The 15,633-nt window shown below is 65.2% G+C and carries 13 protein-coding genes; 12 read left to right on the top strand and 1 reads right to left on the bottom strand.

What is annotated here, in order from left to right; translation table 11 throughout:
• Nucleotides 1-155 precede the first annotated feature (155 nt).
• The 10 genes from MJ205_RS14265 to MJ205_RS14220 all read left to right on the top strand — a co-directional run bounded on the left by MJ205_RS14265 (nucleotide 156) and on the right by MJ205_RS14220 (nucleotide 12,677).
• Nucleotides 156-773, top strand: a complete 618-nt coding sequence (locus MJ205_RS14265) for a Crp/Fnr family transcriptional regulator (RefSeq protein WP_239809074.1) — start codon at nucleotides 156-158, stop codon at nucleotides 771-773.
• A gap of 305 nt (nucleotides 774-1,078) precedes the next feature.
• The gene (locus MJ205_RS14260; protein WP_239809073.1) at nucleotides 1,079-3,145 is read left to right on the top strand and encodes a sensor domain-containing diguanylate cyclase; all 2,067 of its coding nucleotides are present in this window, start codon (nucleotides 1,079-1,081) and stop codon (nucleotides 3,143-3,145) included.
• 172 nt (nucleotides 3,146-3,317) lie between these two features.
• Nucleotides 3,318-4,265: a LysR family transcriptional regulator gene (locus MJ205_RS14255; protein WP_239809072.1), complete on the top strand. Its 948-nt coding sequence runs from the start codon at nucleotides 3,318-3,320 to the stop codon at nucleotides 4,263-4,265.
• Between the two features lie 62 nt (nucleotides 4,266-4,327).
• Nucleotides 4,328-5,923, top strand: coding sequence for an ABC transporter ATP-binding protein (locus tag MJ205_RS14250; protein WP_239809071.1), 1,596 nt, complete (start codon nucleotides 4,328-4,330; stop codon nucleotides 5,921-5,923).
• Complete coding sequence (locus MJ205_RS14245) at nucleotides 5,916-6,998, top strand: ABC transporter permease (protein WP_021027744.1); 1,083 nt, start codon at nucleotides 5,916-5,918, stop codon at nucleotides 6,996-6,998. The genes MJ205_RS14250 and MJ205_RS14245 overlap by 8 nt, the downstream gene beginning before the upstream one ends.
• Nucleotides 6,998-7,918, top strand: a complete 921-nt coding sequence (locus tag MJ205_RS14240; RefSeq protein WP_021027743.1) for an ABC transporter permease — start codon at nucleotides 6,998-7,000, stop codon at nucleotides 7,916-7,918. Before MJ205_RS14245 ends, MJ205_RS14240 begins: the two co-directional genes overlap by 1 nt.
• A gap of 77 nt (nucleotides 7,919-7,995) precedes the next feature.
• Entirely contained in the window at nucleotides 7,996-9,144 is a 1,149-nt protein-coding gene (locus MJ205_RS14235) for a BMP family ABC transporter substrate-binding protein (RefSeq protein WP_239809070.1), read from the top strand.
• 209 nt (nucleotides 9,145-9,353) lie between these two features.
• Entirely contained in the window at nucleotides 9,354-10,502 is a 1,149-nt protein-coding gene (locus tag MJ205_RS14230; protein ID WP_239809069.1) for a BMP family ABC transporter substrate-binding protein, read from the top strand.
• A 134-nt stretch (nucleotides 10,503-10,636) separates the two neighbouring features.
• Nucleotides 10,637-11,626, top strand: a complete 990-nt coding sequence (locus MJ205_RS14225) for an aromatic ring-hydroxylating dioxygenase subunit alpha (RefSeq protein WP_239809068.1) — start codon at nucleotides 10,637-10,639, stop codon at nucleotides 11,624-11,626.
• A gap of 1 nt (nucleotide 11,627) precedes the next feature.
• Nucleotides 11,628-12,677 carry an adenosine deaminase gene (locus MJ205_RS14220; RefSeq protein ID WP_239809067.1) on the top strand — a complete coding sequence of 350 codons (1,050 nt, stop codon included), beginning with the start codon at nucleotides 11,628-11,630 and terminating at the stop codon, nucleotides 12,675-12,677.
• Nucleotides 12,678-12,727: 50 nt separating this feature from the next.
• Here MJ205_RS14220 and MJ205_RS14215 read toward each other — a convergent pair whose 3' ends face one another.
• On the bottom strand, nucleotides 12,728-13,192 hold the full coding sequence (locus tag MJ205_RS14215) for an HIT family protein (protein WP_133857827.1): 465 nt from the start codon (nucleotides 13,190-13,192) through the stop codon (nucleotides 12,728-12,730).
• Between the two features lie 281 nt (nucleotides 13,193-13,473).
• Between MJ205_RS14215 and guaD the strand changes: the two genes are divergently transcribed.
• Nucleotides 13,474-14,775 (top strand): guanine deaminase, encoded by a 1,302-nt coding sequence (gene guaD / locus MJ205_RS14210; protein ID WP_239809066.1) that lies wholly within the window; start codon nucleotides 13,474-13,476, stop codon nucleotides 14,773-14,775.
• 103 nt (nucleotides 14,776-14,878) lie between these two features.
• Nucleotides 14,879-15,445: a dCTP deaminase gene (gene dcd / locus MJ205_RS14205; protein WP_239809065.1), complete on the top strand. Its 567-nt coding sequence runs from the start codon at nucleotides 14,879-14,881 to the stop codon at nucleotides 15,443-15,445.
• The last annotated feature ends 188 nt before the right edge of the window (nucleotides 15,446-15,633 follow it).

Here is a 15,633-nt window from a genome sequence, read left to right as displayed (position 1 = left end):
ATATCGGGCCTATATGGTTTTCGAATAGGTAGTGCCGCCCGGTCGTTGGTTAGTGCGATGGCGAGCGGCGGAGGGCGGGTTTTTCTGGGGCCGCGTGGGAAGAGCATTGATGTAGCTCAATGTGCGGCTGCGCCATTCGCGGCAAAGTGCGGGCCATGCCTGACTTACTCTGCCTGGATGAATTTGCCCCGATCAGCGCCGGCGCGGGTGCCTTGCTGCGTCAGCGCCACCAGCAATTGGTGGATGTGCTGTACCTGGAGCAAGGCTCGGTCGCCTTTGGTGTGCAGGAAGAGGGGCGCATGCGCCACCTGCTGGGCGTGATGGAGGGCCCCTGCTGGCTGGACGCCGCCCCTGCATTGGCGGGCCAGCCCTGCGCGGTGGACATGGTGGCGCAGACCGCCGTGCAATGGCGGGCGGTGCCGGTGACACAACTGCGCGGCTCCCTGCTGCAATGGCCGGCAGAGGCCCAGGGCCTGGTGGCCAGCATGGCCCAAGGCTACTGCCAGCAGGCGGCGCTGGCGGTCAGCCGGGTGGCGCAGGATGCGGTGGCGCGCTGCGCCGAGTGGCTGCTGCTGCATGCCGAGCCCGCCGACAAGGGCTTGCGGGTGCAACTGGGGCAGTCCAAGCGCCAGATCGCTGCACACCTGGGCATTGCGCCCGAGACGCTCTCGCGCGTGTTGCGCCAGCTGCGCGACCAGGGCCTGCTCGACGGCCTGGGCAAGAATCTGTGGCTGCCGCAGCCCGAGTCGCTGCGCCAGCTGGCCAAGGCCTAGTTCAAGCCATCTCCCCAACGCTGGCACCGCATTGGCAGGCCGGCCGCGCCCAGCCTTGTCGCAGGCCTGTGCTGCCTGGGGTGCCCCGTCTCCACCGCTAGCCTCGCCGGTTCCGGCCGTGGCAGCGGCGCTTCACCCGCTCCCTGTGTAACCCGGGTTTCCTCCGTCCGGTCTTTTCCCGATACCGGCGCTGGCGCTAAACAGCGAACATGTGCGCAGCTGAAAGGAGGCGCCACATGCCAGAGTCTGTTATTTGCCATTGCCGGGTTCTGGTTTCCGCCATCGTGGTGGCCAGGTAGCGCGGCATGGATGGCCGGCAGGTGCATTGGCAGCCCGATCCTCCCCCTGCGGCAGAAGGCCTGCGCGAGACGGCCGGACCCTGGCTGTGGCGGCTCTGGGTGGTGGTGCCGTTGATGGTGCTGCTGGGCACGGCGCTGGTGCAGTGGCTGGCGATCCACGCGAGCCAGCAGACCGTCATTACCCAGCTCTCGGCCCAGCAGGCCGATGAGACCGAGATGCTCGCCAGGCTGATGGGCAGCAAGCTCGAGCAAAGCCAGAAGGTGCTCGGCACCCTCGCCGAAGCTGCCGCACCCTGGGTGCAGGGCCCGGCGTCCCAGCCGCCGCCGCTGCTGGACCAGGGCGGCACGGCCACCCGCTACTTCGACAGTCTGGTGTTTGCGCGCGGCGCCGAAGTGGTCAGGCGCCAGGTGCGCGACGCGGGCCAGGGCGACGAGGCTGTGGAGCCTGCAGAGCGCGACGTGCTGCGCCGGGTCATCGTCGATGGCAAGCCCCTCGTGTCCGAGCCCTTCAGAAGTGCCTCCGGCGGGCCCAGCATTGCGCTGGGCATTCCGCTGCGCGACAAGCAGGGCGCCGTGCAGGGGGCGATGGCCGGCGTGCTGCGCCTGCAGTCTCAAAGCCTGCTGCCGGTGTCGCTGGCGATCACACCGCCCGACAGCGGACAGCTGGTGCTGATGACGGCCAGCGGTGTGCTCATCTCCCACCCGGACCCAACCCGCGTACTGGGCCCGGCCGACAGCGACAGTATGCTGGCGCAAGCGCTGCAGCTGTGGCGCGAGCGCACGGCCAACGGGGGCGCACTGACCGCCCATTCCTGGTGGCTGGCGCCGCATGTCGTCAGCGTGGCGCAGATGCCTGCGGCCCGCTGGCTGGTGGTGCGCGTGATGCCGCATGACCAGAGTCTGCAAAGCTGGGGGCGGCAGTGGCGCAGCTGGTGGTGGTTGCTGCTGCTGCCGGTGGCGCTGGCGGCACTGACCTGGCTGTGGCTGTGGGGACATAGCCGGCGCTTCAAGCAGCTGGTCGCCCAGACGCCGCTGCCCGTGGCGCCTGCGCCGGTACTGGCGCTCGCCTCCGGGCCCGTGGATGCTTCGGACTCGGCAAGCGGTCCGCTGCCGGACGAGATTGACCGCATGGGCATGCACCTGCATGAGCTGGGCCAGCAGCGCGACTCGCTGTCCGAGCAGTTGCGCCAGCAGCAGCAGCTGGCCGAGAGCGTGCTCGCATATGCGCGATTTTCCTTTTTGCTGCTGCAGGGAGACCAGATCCAGCAGGTGTCGCAGGCGCTGGCCCATCTGCTGGGCTACAGCCGCCAGGATCTGCAAGGCCAGCCGGTGCGCATGCTGGCGATGGCCGACCAGGACTTTGACCTGGCCTGGGAGCAGCTCGCACCGGATCTAGAGCGTCTGGGCAGTGCCGAGACCAGCGTGGTGCTGCGCCACCAGTCAGGGGCGCCGGTCATGGTCAGCCTGCATCTGGTGAACATTGCCGAGGCAGGACCGGAATTGCGCTGGTGTTTTGTGCGCGCCGGCCAGGCCCGGGTGGCCGCGCAGTCGCCCAGCCGCATGGACAAGCTGACCCTGCTGCCCAACTACGATGCCTTGCTGCTGCACCTGACGGCCCTGCTGCAGGCGCGGCGCCAGGGACTCGATGAGTCGTCGCCGAGCGCGCCGGTGCTGTTCTATGTGAATGTCGATAACATGTCGGCCATCAATACCCTGGCCGGCCATGCCCAGGGCGACCTGGTGCTCCAGCATGTGGCACGCCAGCTGCAGCTGCTGCAACCCTTCCAGGGCTATGCGGCACGCGTGGCAGGCGACAAGTTCGCACTGGTGCTGCGCCAGTGCAGCCGCGAAAAGGCGCATGAGCTGGCTGCCCAGCTGTGCGACACCTTGCAGAACTGGGAGCCCCAGCTGCGCAGCAAGCACTTTGTCGTCACCGTCAGCATCGGGCTGCTGCAGATCGATGCCTCGTTTGCCGATGCGCTGCAGGCGGTGCGCGCGGCCGACATGGCCAGCTACAGCGCCAAACGCCAGGGCGGCAACCGCGCCTGCTGGCGCGAGGCCAAGGCAGCCTGAAGGGAAGCACTGCGTGGGCGGGACACTGAGGGGCTGTTGCCACAGCTTGGGGTAACAACCGGGATGGCTGGCCGGCCTCGGCTGATAAGCTTGAATGTCCACATTTCGAGAATGTATCGATGATCTCGCCACACGGCAGTGTAGAGATCCTGCACACGTTCCCCACACCCGCATGCGCGACCAAGCCCTGTTTGACAAGATTGACCTGCACCTGATCCGGGTGCTGCACACGGTGCTGACCGAGCGCAGCGTCTCGCGGGCGGCCTTGCGGCTGGGCATGTACCAGCCGGCGGTATCGGCCGCGCTCAAGCGGCTGCGCGATCTGGCCGGCGATCCGTTGCTGGTGCGCTCGGGCGCGGCGATGATGCCCACCGACAAGGGCCAGCGCATGGTCGAGCCCGCTGCTGCGATCCTGCGCGCGGCCGAAGGCCTGTTCAGTGATGCACGTGATTTTGACCCGCAGACGGCGACCCGCACTTTTCGCATTGCAGCGAGTGATTACTTCGATCCGCTGTTTCTGCCGGCGCTGGTGGCGCGCATCAAGGCAGAAGCGCCGCTGTGCGTGGTGGAGATCTACCCGCTGTCGCCCGAGACGCACTACCACGCCCAGCTCGCCAATGGCGACATCGACGTGGTGGTGGGCAACTGGTTGCAGCCTACCGGAGACCTGCACATGACCAGCCTGATGAGCGACGAGGTGGTGAGCCTCGTGAGCCGCCGCCATCCAGCAGTGCGGCGCGGCTGGGATGTGCAGGCCTGGCTGCAGGCTGAGCACATTGCACCGACGGCGACCCACCCCGGCGCGCGCGGCATCATCGACGCCCGGCTGGATGCGCTGGGCCTGGAGCGGCGCATCATGGCGCGCTGCGCCCATTTCAGTGCGATACCGGCGATGGTGGCATCGAGCTTGCTTGTGCTGACCACGGGACGCCAGTTCTGCGAGCGCTTTGCCGACAAGCATGCGCTGGCGATCCTGGAATGCCCACTGGCGCTGCCGCCGCTCGACTACTACCTGCTCTGGCATGCGCGCAGCCATGCCTCCGAGGCGGCCATCTGGCTGCGCAGCTGCCTGAAAAAAACCGCTCTGGCGCTGCGAAGCCCGGTGGCCTATTCGCCGTGAGTGAGTGCATCTTCGCGTTTTATCCCGCGCTCGGGTAACAATTTGAGGGACAATTGCCGCCCATGACAGAACAGACCCCGACACCGACAACCGATGGTGCGGCCGCACCCCGGTTACAGCTGATCGGCATCACCAAGCGCTACCCAGCGGTTGTAGCCAATAACAAAGTATCGTTGAAAGTACGGGCCGGGGAAATCCACGCCGTGCTGGGCGAGAACGGCGCTGGCAAGTCCACGTTGATGAAGATCATCTACGGCTCGGTCAAGCCCGACGAGGGCCAGATCCTGGTCGATGGCCAGCCGGTACTGGTCCGCAACCCGCAGGAGGCGCGCCAGCTGGGCATCAGCATGGTGTTCCAGCATTTCAGCCTGTTCGATACCTTGACCGTCGCCGAGAATGTCTGGCTGGGCCAGGACAAGCGCATGTCGCTGGCGGAAGTGACTGCTCGCATCACCGAGGTGGCCAGTGAATATGGCCTGGACATCGACCCTGTGCGCCCGGTGCACAGCCTGTCGGTGGGTGAGATGCAGCGGGTGGAGATCATCCGGGGGCTGCTGACCCGGCCCCGGCTGCTGATCCTTGACGAGCCGACCTCGGTGCTCACGCCGCAGGCGGTCGAGAAGCTGTTCATCGTGCTGCGCAAGCTGGCCGCCGAGGGCTGCAGCATTCTCTATATCAGCCACAAGCTCCATGAAATCCGCGCGCTGTGCACCGCCTGTACGGTGATGCGCGGCGGCGAGGTGACCGGCGAATGTGATCCACGCGCGCAAAGCAATGCCTCACTGTCGCGGCTGATGATTGGCGCCGAGCCGCCGATGCTGGAGCTGCGCCCCAGCCAGGCGGGCGCAACCGTGTTGGCGGTGCAGCAGCTGCGCCTGGCCCGGCAGGACCCTTTTGGCGTGGATCTCGACGGCATTTCGCTGCAGGTGCGCGCCGGCGAGGTGGTCGGGATTGCCGGCGTCTCCGGCAATGGCCAGAAGGAGCTGATGTATGCGCTCTCGGGCGAAGACATGCGCGCCGAGCCGCAGGCCGTGTTGATGGATGCCACGCCGATGGGGCGCATGGGCCCGGGCCAGCGCCGTGCACTGGGCCTGCATTTTGTGCCCGAAGAACGCCTGGGGCGGGGCGCCGTGCCCAGCATGAGCCTGGCGCACAACCTGGTGCTGACGCGCAACGAAATGCTGGGGGCCGGCGGCTGGCTGCGCATGGGCCAGCTCGACCAGATGGCACGCGGCATCATTGCGCGCTTTGGCGTCAAGGCCGGTGGGCCGCATGCAAGTGCGCAGTCGCTCTCGGGCGGCAACCTGCAAAAGTTCATCGTGGGCCGGGAGATCGATGCCAAGCCCCGCCTGCTGATCGTCTCCCAGCCTACCTGGGGGGTCGATGTGGGTGCGGCCGCGCAGATCCGGGGCGAAATCCTGGCGCTGCGCGATGCAGGCTGCGCCGTGCTGGTGCTCAGTGAGGAGTTGGAAGAATTGTTTGAAATCAGTGACCGCCTGCATGTGATCGCCAAGGGCCGCCTGTCGCCATCGGTGGCGCGGGCCGATGCCTCGGTGCAGCTGATCGGCGAATGGATGAGTGGACTCTGGGATGGCCGCAGTGCTGCCCCGGCTGCCGCTGCTGCGGTTGCTGCCGAGGAGGGCCGCCACCATGCTTAAGCTGGAGCAACGCCCGCAGGCCTCGCGCTTCTGGACCTTTGGCTCACCGGTGCTGGCCTTGCTGATCACGGTGCTGATCGGTGTGGGCCTGTTCGTGCTGCTGGGCAAGGACCCCGTCAAGGGCCTGCAGGCCTTTTTCTGGGAACCGATCAAGTCCGGCTATGCGCTGGGCGAATTGACGATGAAGGCCACGCCGCTGTTGCTGATTGCGCTGGGTCTGGCCGTCTGCTTCCGCTCCAATGTGTGGAACATTGGTGCCGAAGGCCAGTTCGTCATCGGCGCCGTGGCTGCGGGCGGCATGGCCTTGCTGGCCGACAAGAACACCGGCCCCTGGATCGTGCCCGTCATCCTGCTGGCCGGCATGCTCGGCGGCATGGTCTGGGCCGGCATCGTTGCCTGGCTGCGCGACCGCTTCAATGCCAACGAGATTCTGGTCAGCCTGATGCTGGTCTATGTCGCGACCCTGGTGCTGGGCTACCTGGTCTACGGGCCCTGGAAGGACCCGATGGGCTACAACTTCCCGCAGACCAAGAGCTTCGAGAAGATCACCCAAATCCCCAAACTGGTGCAAGGCATGCGCATGAACATCGGCGTGCTGATCGCGTTGGCCGGTGCGGCGCTGCTGTGGGTCTACCTGTTCCGCACCCGTGCCGGGCTGGCGCAGCAGGTGGGGGGCCTGGCACCATCGGCGGCCCGCTATGCCGGCTTCTCGTCGCGCAAGGCCCTGTGGACGGCGCTGATGATCTCGGGCGCCACCGCAGGTCTGGCTGGCGCGCTGGAAGTGGCCGGCCCGTTGGGCCAGCTCACCCCCTATGTGCCCGCTGGCTACGGCTTTGCCGCCATCATCGTCGCCTTTGTCGGCCGCCTGCATCCGGTGGGCATGGTTTTCTCCGCGATTCTTATGAGCATGTTCTATATCGGCGGCGAGCTGGCGCAGTCGCGCCTGGGTCTGCCCAAGGCCCTGACCGGCGTTTTCCAGGGGCTGCTGCTGTTCACGTTGCTGGCCTGTGACACCCTGGTCGTCTACCGCCTGCGTTGGGTGGCATCGCGCGCCGCAGTGAAGGGAGGCCTGTGATGGAATCCTATGCACTGCTTTTGGGCGCCACCTTGAGTGCCGGCACCGTGTTGGCGCTGGCCGCGCTGGGCCTGCTGATCAATGAGAAGGCCGGCATCGTCAACCTGGGTGCCGAGGGCATGATGCTGTGCGCGGCCATCGCCGGTTTTGCCACCGTGGTCCACACCGGCAGCACCTGGCTGGGCTTTGGCGCGGGCATGCTCGCGGGCGCTGTGCTGGCCGCCATCTTTGGCGTGCTGGTGATCTGGCTCAATACCAACCAGTACGCCACCGGTCTGGCACTGTCGCTGTTTGGCGCGGGCTTCTCGGCCTTTGTGGGCCTGTCCTACGTGCAGGCCAAGCTGCCCAGCCTGCCCAAGTACGCGATTCCTGGCCTGGCCGATATCCCGCTGCTGGGCCCGGCGCTGTTCACGCTGCATCCGCTGGTGTATGGCGCGATGGCGCTGGTGCTGGTGATGATGTGGTTCCTCTACCGCACCCGCGCCGGTCTGGTGCTGCGTGCCGTCGGTGAATCGCCCACATCCGCCCATGCGCTGGGCTACCCGGTGCGCCGCATCCGCCTGATGGCGGTGGTGTTCGGCGGCGCGATGTGTGGCCTGGCTGGTGCCTACATCTCGACGGTCTACACCCCCCTGTGGGTCGAAGGCATGGTCTCGGGCCGGGGCTGGATTGCGCTGGCGCTGACCACCTTTGCCACCTGGCGCCCCGCACGGGTGCTACTGGGCGCCTACCTGTTCGGTGGTGTGACCATGTTGCAGTTCCACCTGCAGGCCAGCGGCGTGCAACTGGCCAGCCAGCTGCTGTCGATGCTGCCTTACCTGGCCACCATCGTGGTGCTGGTGCTGATCTCGCGCAATCCGACCTGGATTCGCGCCAATATGCCTGCCTCTTTGGGCAAGCCTTTCTACCCGGGTTCATAAGCGCGTGTCACCACGCGCCCATAACGATAACAACGGCCCGGCTTTCGTTCATTTTCATAAAAACCAAGGATTCATCCATGCAAACCGTGCGCAAGCGCTCCGTGATCAAGCTGATCGGCCTGTCGGCCCTCTCTGTGGCAGCGCTGACTGCCTGTGGCAAGAAGGAAGAGCCCGCGGCCCCTGCGGCGCCCGCGCCGGCGGCCGCCGCTCCCGCTGGCGACAAGCTCAAGGTCAGCTTCATGTATGTGAGCCCGATTGGCGACGGCGGCTGGACCTTCCAGCACGAGTTGGCGCGCAAGGCGATTGCGCAGAAGTTCGGCGACAAGATCGAGACCTCGATGGTCGAGAGCGTGCCCGAATCGGCCGATGCCGAGCGCGTGCTGCGCGACATGGCAGGCCAGGGCAACAAGCTCATTTTTGCGACCAGCTTCGGCTACCAGGAGTTTGTGCAGAAGGCCGCCGCCGATCTGCCCAATGTTAAGTTTGAGCACGCCACCGGCTACAAGCAGGCCGACAACGTGGCGGTCTATGACAGCAAGACCTTCGAAGGCGCCTATCTGGCCGGTATCGTGGCCGGCTCGATGACAAAGACCAAGACTGTCGGTGTGGTCGCATCGGTGCCGATTCCGGAAGTGGTGCGCAACATCAACAGTTTTGTGCTGGGCGCGCAGAGCGTGGACCCCAGCATCCAGGCCAAGGTGGTCTGGGTGAACGAATGGTTCGCACCGCCCAAGGAGTCGGAAGCGGCCACCAGCCTGATCAACGGCGGCGTGGACGTGATGTACCAGAACACCAACTCGCCGGCCGTCCTCAAGACCGCCGAAGAGCGCGGCGTCTACGCTTTTGGCAAGGACGGCGACATGAGCGCCTTCGCACCCAAGGCCCACCTGGGCTCGGCCGTGATCGACTGGACGCCTTACTACAGCAAGGTGGTCGAGGACACCCTGGCTGGCAAATGGCAATCCGGCAACTTCTGGTGGGGCGTGAAGGAAGGCGCGATGGACCTGGTCAAGATCGCCGACCAGGTGCCGCAGGAAGCCAAGGACAAGGTCGAGAAGGCCAAGCAAGGCCTGAAGGACGGCAGCTTCGCTGTCTGGACCGGCCCGATCTTGGACAACAAGGGCCAGGAAGTGCTGGCCAGTGGCGTGGTGGGCGATGATGCGTTCCTGCGCGGCATCAACTTCTATGTCAAGGGCATCGAAGGGGCCGTGCCTGGCGCCAAATAAGCGGGGCTGCGGTGCCCGGTCACGCCAGCATGGGCTGGCGTGCTGCGCCGGGCCTGCTGGCCAACCAACAACAGTGCAGCGCGGCGGGTGGCTGCTGCTGGAACCTGGCCCGATTTATGCATATATTGGCCGGGCGATGTTCTACCCGCTGCAGGCCGGCCCGGTGGCCTGTACAGCTCGACATTCCAACAACATTCGAGGACACACAGATGACTGATTTCCGTAAGCGTTCGCTGATCAAGGTCGCCGCGCTCTCCGCGCTGGCCGCTGCCGCCGTGGTGGGTTGCAGCAAGAAGGAGGAGGCGCCCGCGCCGGCGCCTGCTGCTGCCCCAGCGGCCGCTGCGCCTGCTGCCGAGCCCTTGAAGATTTCCTTTGCCTACGTCGGCCCGGTGGGCGACGGCGGCTGGACCTATGCGCATGACCAGGCGCGCAAGGCGCTGGAGAAGGAGTTTGGCGACAAGATCCAGACCAGCTTTGTCGAAAGTGTGCCCGAAGGTGCGGACGCCGAGCGCGTGTTGCGCGACATGGCCAGCCAGGGCAACAAGCTGGTGTTCGGCACCACCTTTGGCTACATGGATGTGATCCAGAAGCTGGCCCCCGAGTTTGCCGATGTGAAATGGGAGCATGCCACCGGCTACAAGGTGGCCGGCAATGTCAGCACCTATGACAGCCGCACCTACGAAGGTGCCTATCTGGCGGGCATCATCGCCGGCTCGATGACCAAGAGCAACACCCTGGGCGTGGTGGGCTCGGTGCCGATCCCCGAGGTGATCCGCAACATCAACAGCTTCACGCTGGGTGCGCAAAGCGTCAACCCCAAGATCAGCACCAAGGTGGTCTGGGTCAATGAATGGTTCAGCCCTCCGAAGGAAACCGAAGCGGCCACCAGCCTGATCAATGGCGGTGCGGACATTCTGTTCCAGAACACCGACTCGCCTGCCGTGCTCAAGACGGCCGAAGAAAAGGGCAAGCGCGCCTTCGGCTGGGATTCGGACATGACGGCCTACGGCCCCAAGGCCCACCTGGGCTCGTCCATCATCAACTGGACGCCTTACTACATCGACACCACCCGCAGCGCCCTTGAAGGCAAGTGGACCAGCCGCCAGACCTGGTGGGGTGTGAAGGAAGGCACGATCGACCTGGTGTCCATCGCCGAAGACGTGCCCGCCGAAGCCAAGGCCAAGGTCGAAGAGGTCAAGAAGGGTCTGAAGGACGGTACGTTCAGCATCTGGAAGGGCCCCATCCTGGGCCAGGATGGCAAGGAAATCCTGGCTGCCGACAAGGTTGCCGATGACGAATTCCTCAAGGGCATCAGCTTCTACATCAAGGGTGTGGAAGGCCAGGTTCCTGGCAAGTGATGCGCGGGCACTGCGCCCGACGTTCGACGCCCGATCTAAACGCGAGTGGCACAGGTGTTTTTTATGCCAGTGCTAACATCGTGACCCAAGGCTGCCCCAGGGCAGCCTTGTCATTTATACAAAGAGATTCCCCGATGATCGAAGCCCAACAATGGCACCCCGTTGCCCTGTCTGATGCGGTGGTGAGCGCACCGCTGCCTGTGCGCCTGCTGGACCAGGAGCTGGTGCTGTGGCGCGATGCGCAAGGCCAGGTGCAGGCCTTTGTTGACCGCTGCCCGCACCGTGGCGCCCGCCTGTCGCTGGGCCGCGTGCAGGATGGCCAGCTGGAGTGCCCCTACCATGGCTGGCAATTTGCCAGCGGCGGCCAGTGCGTGAAGGTGCCGGCAGTGCCTGCCTTTGTGCCGCCCGCCAAGCACTGCGTCGCCTCCTACGGCGTGCAAGAGGCCCATGGCCTGGTGTGGGTGCAGCTGGCGCCCGATGCGGACGGCCAGCCCGCGACGCCGTTGCCGGTGTTCGAGGCCGAGGCCGATGACCGCCTGCGCAAGCTCAACTGCGGGCCCTACGATGTGGAGGCCAGCGCGCCCCGCATCATTGAGAACTTTCTGGACATGTCGCACTTCGGGTTTGTGCATGAGGGCTGGCTGGGCAGCCGCGATGCGACCGAGATGTCGCACTACGAGGTGGAAGCCACGGAGCGGGGCGTCAAGGCCACCGGCTGCAAGGCCATCCAGCCCCAGTCGAACCTGCATTCGACCAAGCCCGCCGAAGTGGACTACACCTACGAGGTGACCGCACCCTATACGGCGTTGCTGACCAAGGTGCCCGAGAGCGGATCGAGCAAGCAGGGCTGGCGCGAGGCGATTGGCCTGTTTGTCTGCCCGGTCACGCCGGAGCGCAGCCGCGTCTGGTTCCGCCTGGCGGTGGCTGATTTCGACAGCACCGATGCACAGCTGCAGCAGTTTCAGCATACGATCTTTACCCAGGACCAGCCTGTGCTGGAGTCCCAGATGCCCAAGCCGCTGCCACTCGATGCCAAGGCCGAGCTGAACTCACCGGCCGACCGCATGTCGGTGGCCTACCGCCGCTACCTCAAGGCCAGTGGCGTCACTTTTGGAGTGTGTTGAGATGTACACCGTCCCACAAATCGAGGCCGCGCGCCTGCCTGGCCTGTTGCGCGCCATGCCCAAGGCAGAACTGCACATGCACATCGAAGGCTCGCTCGAGCCTGAGCTGATTTTTGCGCTGGCCCAGCGCAACGGCGTGGCCTTGCCGTATGCCGATGTCGAAAGCCTGCGCGCAGCGTACGCCTTCACCAACCTGCAGAGCTTTCTCGACATCTACTACGCGGGCGCCAGTGTCTTGCTGACCGAGCAGGACTTCTACGACATGGCCATGGCCTACCTGGAGCGCGCGGTAGCCGACAACGTCGTGCACACCGAGATCTTCTTTGACCCGCAGACGCACACCGCCCGTGGCGTGGCGATGGCCGATGTGATCCAGGGCCTGCACAGGGCCTGTGTGGATGCGGAAAAACGCTGGGGCATCAGCTCGCAGCTGATCCTGAACTTTCTGCGCCACCTGAGCGAAGAAGAAGCGCTGCAAACGCTGGAAGAGGCGCTGCCTTACCGCGCCCACTTCAGCGGTGTGGGTCTGGACAGCAGCGAGGTCGGCAACCCGCCCGAGAAGTTTGCCCGCGTGTTCAGCCGCTGCAAGGACCTGGGCCTGCGCCGCGTGGCCCATGCCGGTGAGGAGGGGCCACCTGCCTACATCTGGGGTGCGCTGGACCTGCTGCATGCCGAGCGGGTGGACCATGGCGTGCAGGCAGTGCACGATGCCGCACTGATGCAGCGCCTGCGCGATGCGCGCATTCCGCTGACCGTCTGCCCGCTGTCCAACCAGAAGCTGCAGGTCTTCCCCGACCTGGCCGACCACAACATGCCGCAGCTGCTGGCTGCCGGCCTGGTGGCTACCGTCAATTCGGACGACCCCGCCTATTTTGGCGGCTATATCAACGAGAACTTCGTGCAGCTGTTTGCCGCTACCGGCATGGGTTCGGACGAAGCCTACCAGCTGGCCGCCAACAGCTTTGAGGCCAGCTTTGTGCCAGCCACCCGCAAGCAGGCCTGGCTGGGCCAGCTGCAGATGGCCTTTGCCGAGGCCGCCCGCCAGCGCTAAACGCAGCAAGGGCGCCATAAGGCGCCCTTGTTCTTGGGTGGGGGGTGGCTTTAGGCTGCCACGGGCACCGATTCCGACAGCATCGCATTGCGCAGCTGCAGCGCATAGCCTTCCAGCACCGCGCCACCGGGCTCCTTGCGCGGCCAGCTGAAGCTCACGCCATCGTCGGCATGGCGGGGCACCACATGCAGGTGGAAGTGGGCAACGGTCTGGCCGCCTTCCACACCGTTGGCCTGCAGCAACGTGAGGCCTGCGGGCTCGAAAGCGATCTTGGCAGCCAGCGCCACCTTGCGCGCGGTCTGCATCACAGCGGCCGATTCCTCGTCGGTGATCTCGAAGATATTGGCCGCATGGCGCTTGGTGGCCACCAGCACATGGCCGGGGTTGACCTGGCCCAGGTCCATGAAGGCAATCGTCAAGGCGTCTTCATACACCTTGGCCGAGGGAATTTCTCCTTGCACGATTCGGCAGAAAATGCAGACACCGGCAGGGGACGGATCAACAAAATGCGGCATGGGACGGGCTTCCTCCTTGCAATGGTGCAGCGGGCGCTGTCTTGGCAGCGCCCCAGACTGTTTTAACCAACAGGTAAAACAAATACTATAGACCGCAGGGATGACCTGCGTAGCGGTCTGAGACTGGGGTTTTCCCTGGTTAACGATATGCCTGCTGTCAGCGCAATGCCCGTGTTGCACGCCGCCCGTAGCTGGCGCGGCCAACAGCCCTGCATCCGCGCATAGAAACTATTGCTGAGCTTATATAACGGCAAGCCTTGGCAGCCGCTAAGCTTGGCGCCATGCATATTTACCGATCCGCCCTGTTGCGCTTTGCCGATGATGGCCAGGCGCTGTATGAAGAAGATGGCCTGCTGGCCGTGGCGCCGGGCGCCGATGGCCGCGAGCGCGTGCTGGCCGCAGGCAGCTGGCAGGCGCTGTCTGCCCCGCTGCTGGCCCAGGCCGGTGCCGAGGCCGTGGTGGAGCAGCTGCCGGGCCGCATCATCGCGCCGGGTTTTGTGGACATGCACATCCACTACCCGCAGACCGATGTGATCGGCTCGCCCGCCAGCGGCCTGCTGCCTTGGCTGAACGACTACACCTTTCCGCATGAGTCGCGCTTTGTCGATGCCGGTTATGCGGGCGAAGTCGCGCATTTCTTTGTCGATGAGCTGCTGCGCAACGGCGTGACCACCGCGCTGACCTTTGCCACCTCGCACCCGGCATCGGCCGATGCACTGTTTGCCGAAGCGCAAAAGCGCCAGATGCGTCTGATCACCGGCAAGGTGCTGCAGGACCGCCATTCGCCCGACGGCGTACGCGATGAGACCGCGCAAAGCCTGATCGACACCGAGGCGCTGATCCGCCGCTGGCATGGCGTGGACCGCCTGGGTTATGCGATCACGCCGCGCTTTGCACCCACGAGCACCGATGCCCAGCTGCGCGGTGCCGGCGAGCTGGCGGCGCGCTACAGCGATGTCTGGATCCAATCCCATGTGGCGGAGAACCTGGACGAGATGGCCTGGGTGCGCGAGCTCTTCCCCGACAGCCGCAGCTACCTGCAGGTCTATGCGGACCGGGGCCTGATGCGCGAGCGCGCCGTCTATGCGCATTGCATCCACCTCGATGACCGCGACCGCGCGCTGATGCACGAGACCGGTACAGCCGCTGCGGTCAGCCCGACCAGCAACCTGTTTCTGGCCAGCGGCTTTTTTGACTATGCCAAGGCCGACGCGGCGCAGATGCTGTACGGGCTGGCCAGCGATGTCGGCGGCGGCACGAGCTTCAGCCCCTTCCGCACCATGCTGGCTGCCTATTTTGTCGGCCGCGAGGGGCGCGACAAGCAGGGCCTGTCGCTGGCCCCCAGCCATCTGTGGTGGCAGCACACGGCCGGTGCTGCCAAGGCGCTGGGCCTGCCGGGCGTGGTCGGCAACCTGCAGCCCGGCTGCGAGGCAGACTTTGTCGTGCTCAACCCGCAGGCCACGCCGTTGATTGCCCGCAAGATGGCGCAAGCCGGCAACCTGGAGGAGCTGCTGTTCAGCCTGATCGTGCTGGGCGACGACCGCCTGATCGAGCGCAGCCATATTGCGCAGAAAGCCGGCTGATCCTGGTGCCGCATTGGTGGAGAGACAGGCCCCAGGGCAGCTGCACATGCCGCCCGCTGGGGCCATGCCTTTCGCTACAATGCCGCCTAGGAGTTATTCAGACATGAGCATTCAAAGCGACAAGTGGATTCGCCGCATGGCGGAACAGCACGGCATGATCGAGCCGTTCGAGCCCGGCCAGGTGCGCCAGGTCGATGGCAAGAAGATCATCAGCTATGGCACCTCCAGCTACGGCTACGACATCCGCTGCGCCCGAGAGTTCAAGGTCTTCACGAACATCCACAGCACCGTGGTCGACCCGAAGAACTTCGATGAAAAGAGCTTTGTCGATTTTGAAGGCGACCACTGCATCATCCCGCCCAACAGTTTTGCGCTGGCCCGGACCGTCGAGTACTTCCGCATTCCACGCGATGTGCTGACCGTCTGCCTGGGCAAGAGCACCTATGCGCGCTGCGGCATCATCGTCAATGTGACGCCCTTCGAGCCCGAGTGGGAAGGTTATGTGACCTTGGAGTTCTCCAACACCACGCCGCTGCCGGCCAAGATCTACGCGGGAGAGGGCTGCGCGCAGGTGCTGTTCCTGCGAGGGGACGAGCCTTGCGAGGTGAGCTACAAGGACCGCAATGGCAAGTACCAGGGCCAGCACGGCGTCACCCTTCCCAGGGCCTGATGACGCGCGCCCATGCCCAGAAGCCACTCCCCATCCGGAGTGGCTTTTTTACGCGGGCGCTGCAGTGCGGGCCAGGGCTTTGCAAATTTTCTTCAATGGCAGTGCCGGTCCGGGATTTTCTGCCAGATTGGGGGCCGGTCTTACGGACGGCACCCCGCCAAATGCGCTACTGTAGGCGGATCAATAAC

The organism is Comamonas sp. B21-038, from assembly GCF_022387135.1.
Taxonomy (GTDB): domain Bacteria; phylum Pseudomonadota; class Gammaproteobacteria; order Burkholderiales; family Burkholderiaceae_C; genus Comamonas; species Comamonas sediminis.
This window is presented reverse-complemented; position numbering and strand designations above follow the sequence as displayed.

Bases quoted from the DNA above. Each gene is read 5' to 3' on its own strand.
- MJ205_RS14265 (WP_239809074.1), top strand. From the start codon at position 156: ATGCCTGACTTACTCTGCCTGGATGAATTTGCCCCGATCAGCGCCGGC.
- MJ205_RS14260 (WP_239809073.1), top strand. From the start codon at position 1,079: ATGGATGGCCGGCAGGTGCATTGGCAGCCCGATCCTCCCCCTGCGGCA.
- MJ205_RS14255 (WP_239809072.1), top strand. From the start codon at position 3,318: ATGCGCGACCAAGCCCTGTTTGACAAGATTGACCTGCACCTGATCCGG.
- MJ205_RS14250 (WP_239809071.1), top strand. From the start codon at position 4,328: ATGACAGAACAGACCCCGACACCGACAACCGATGGTGCGGCCGCACCC.
- MJ205_RS14245 (WP_021027744.1), top strand. From the start codon at position 5,916: ATGCTTAAGCTGGAGCAACGCCCGCAGGCCTCGCGCTTCTGGACCTTT.
- MJ205_RS14240 (WP_021027743.1), top strand. From the start codon at position 6,998: ATGGAATCCTATGCACTGCTTTTGGGCGCCACCTTGAGTGCCGGCACC.
- MJ205_RS14235 (WP_239809070.1), top strand. From the start codon at position 7,996: ATGCAAACCGTGCGCAAGCGCTCCGTGATCAAGCTGATCGGCCTGTCG.
- MJ205_RS14230 (WP_239809069.1), top strand. From the start codon at position 9,354: ATGACTGATTTCCGTAAGCGTTCGCTGATCAAGGTCGCCGCGCTCTCC.
- MJ205_RS14225 (WP_239809068.1), top strand. From the start codon at position 10,637: ATGATCGAAGCCCAACAATGGCACCCCGTTGCCCTGTCTGATGCGGTG.
- MJ205_RS14220 (WP_239809067.1), top strand. From the start codon at position 11,628: ATGTACACCGTCCCACAAATCGAGGCCGCGCGCCTGCCTGGCCTGTTG.
- MJ205_RS14215 (WP_133857827.1), bottom strand. From the start codon at position 13,192: ATGCCGCATTTTGTTGATCCGTCCCCTGCCGGTGTCTGCATTTTCTGC.
- guaD (WP_239809066.1), top strand. From the start codon at position 13,474: ATGCATATTTACCGATCCGCCCTGTTGCGCTTTGCCGATGATGGCCAG.
- dcd (WP_239809065.1), top strand. From the start codon at position 14,879: ATGAGCATTCAAAGCGACAAGTGGATTCGCCGCATGGCGGAACAGCAC.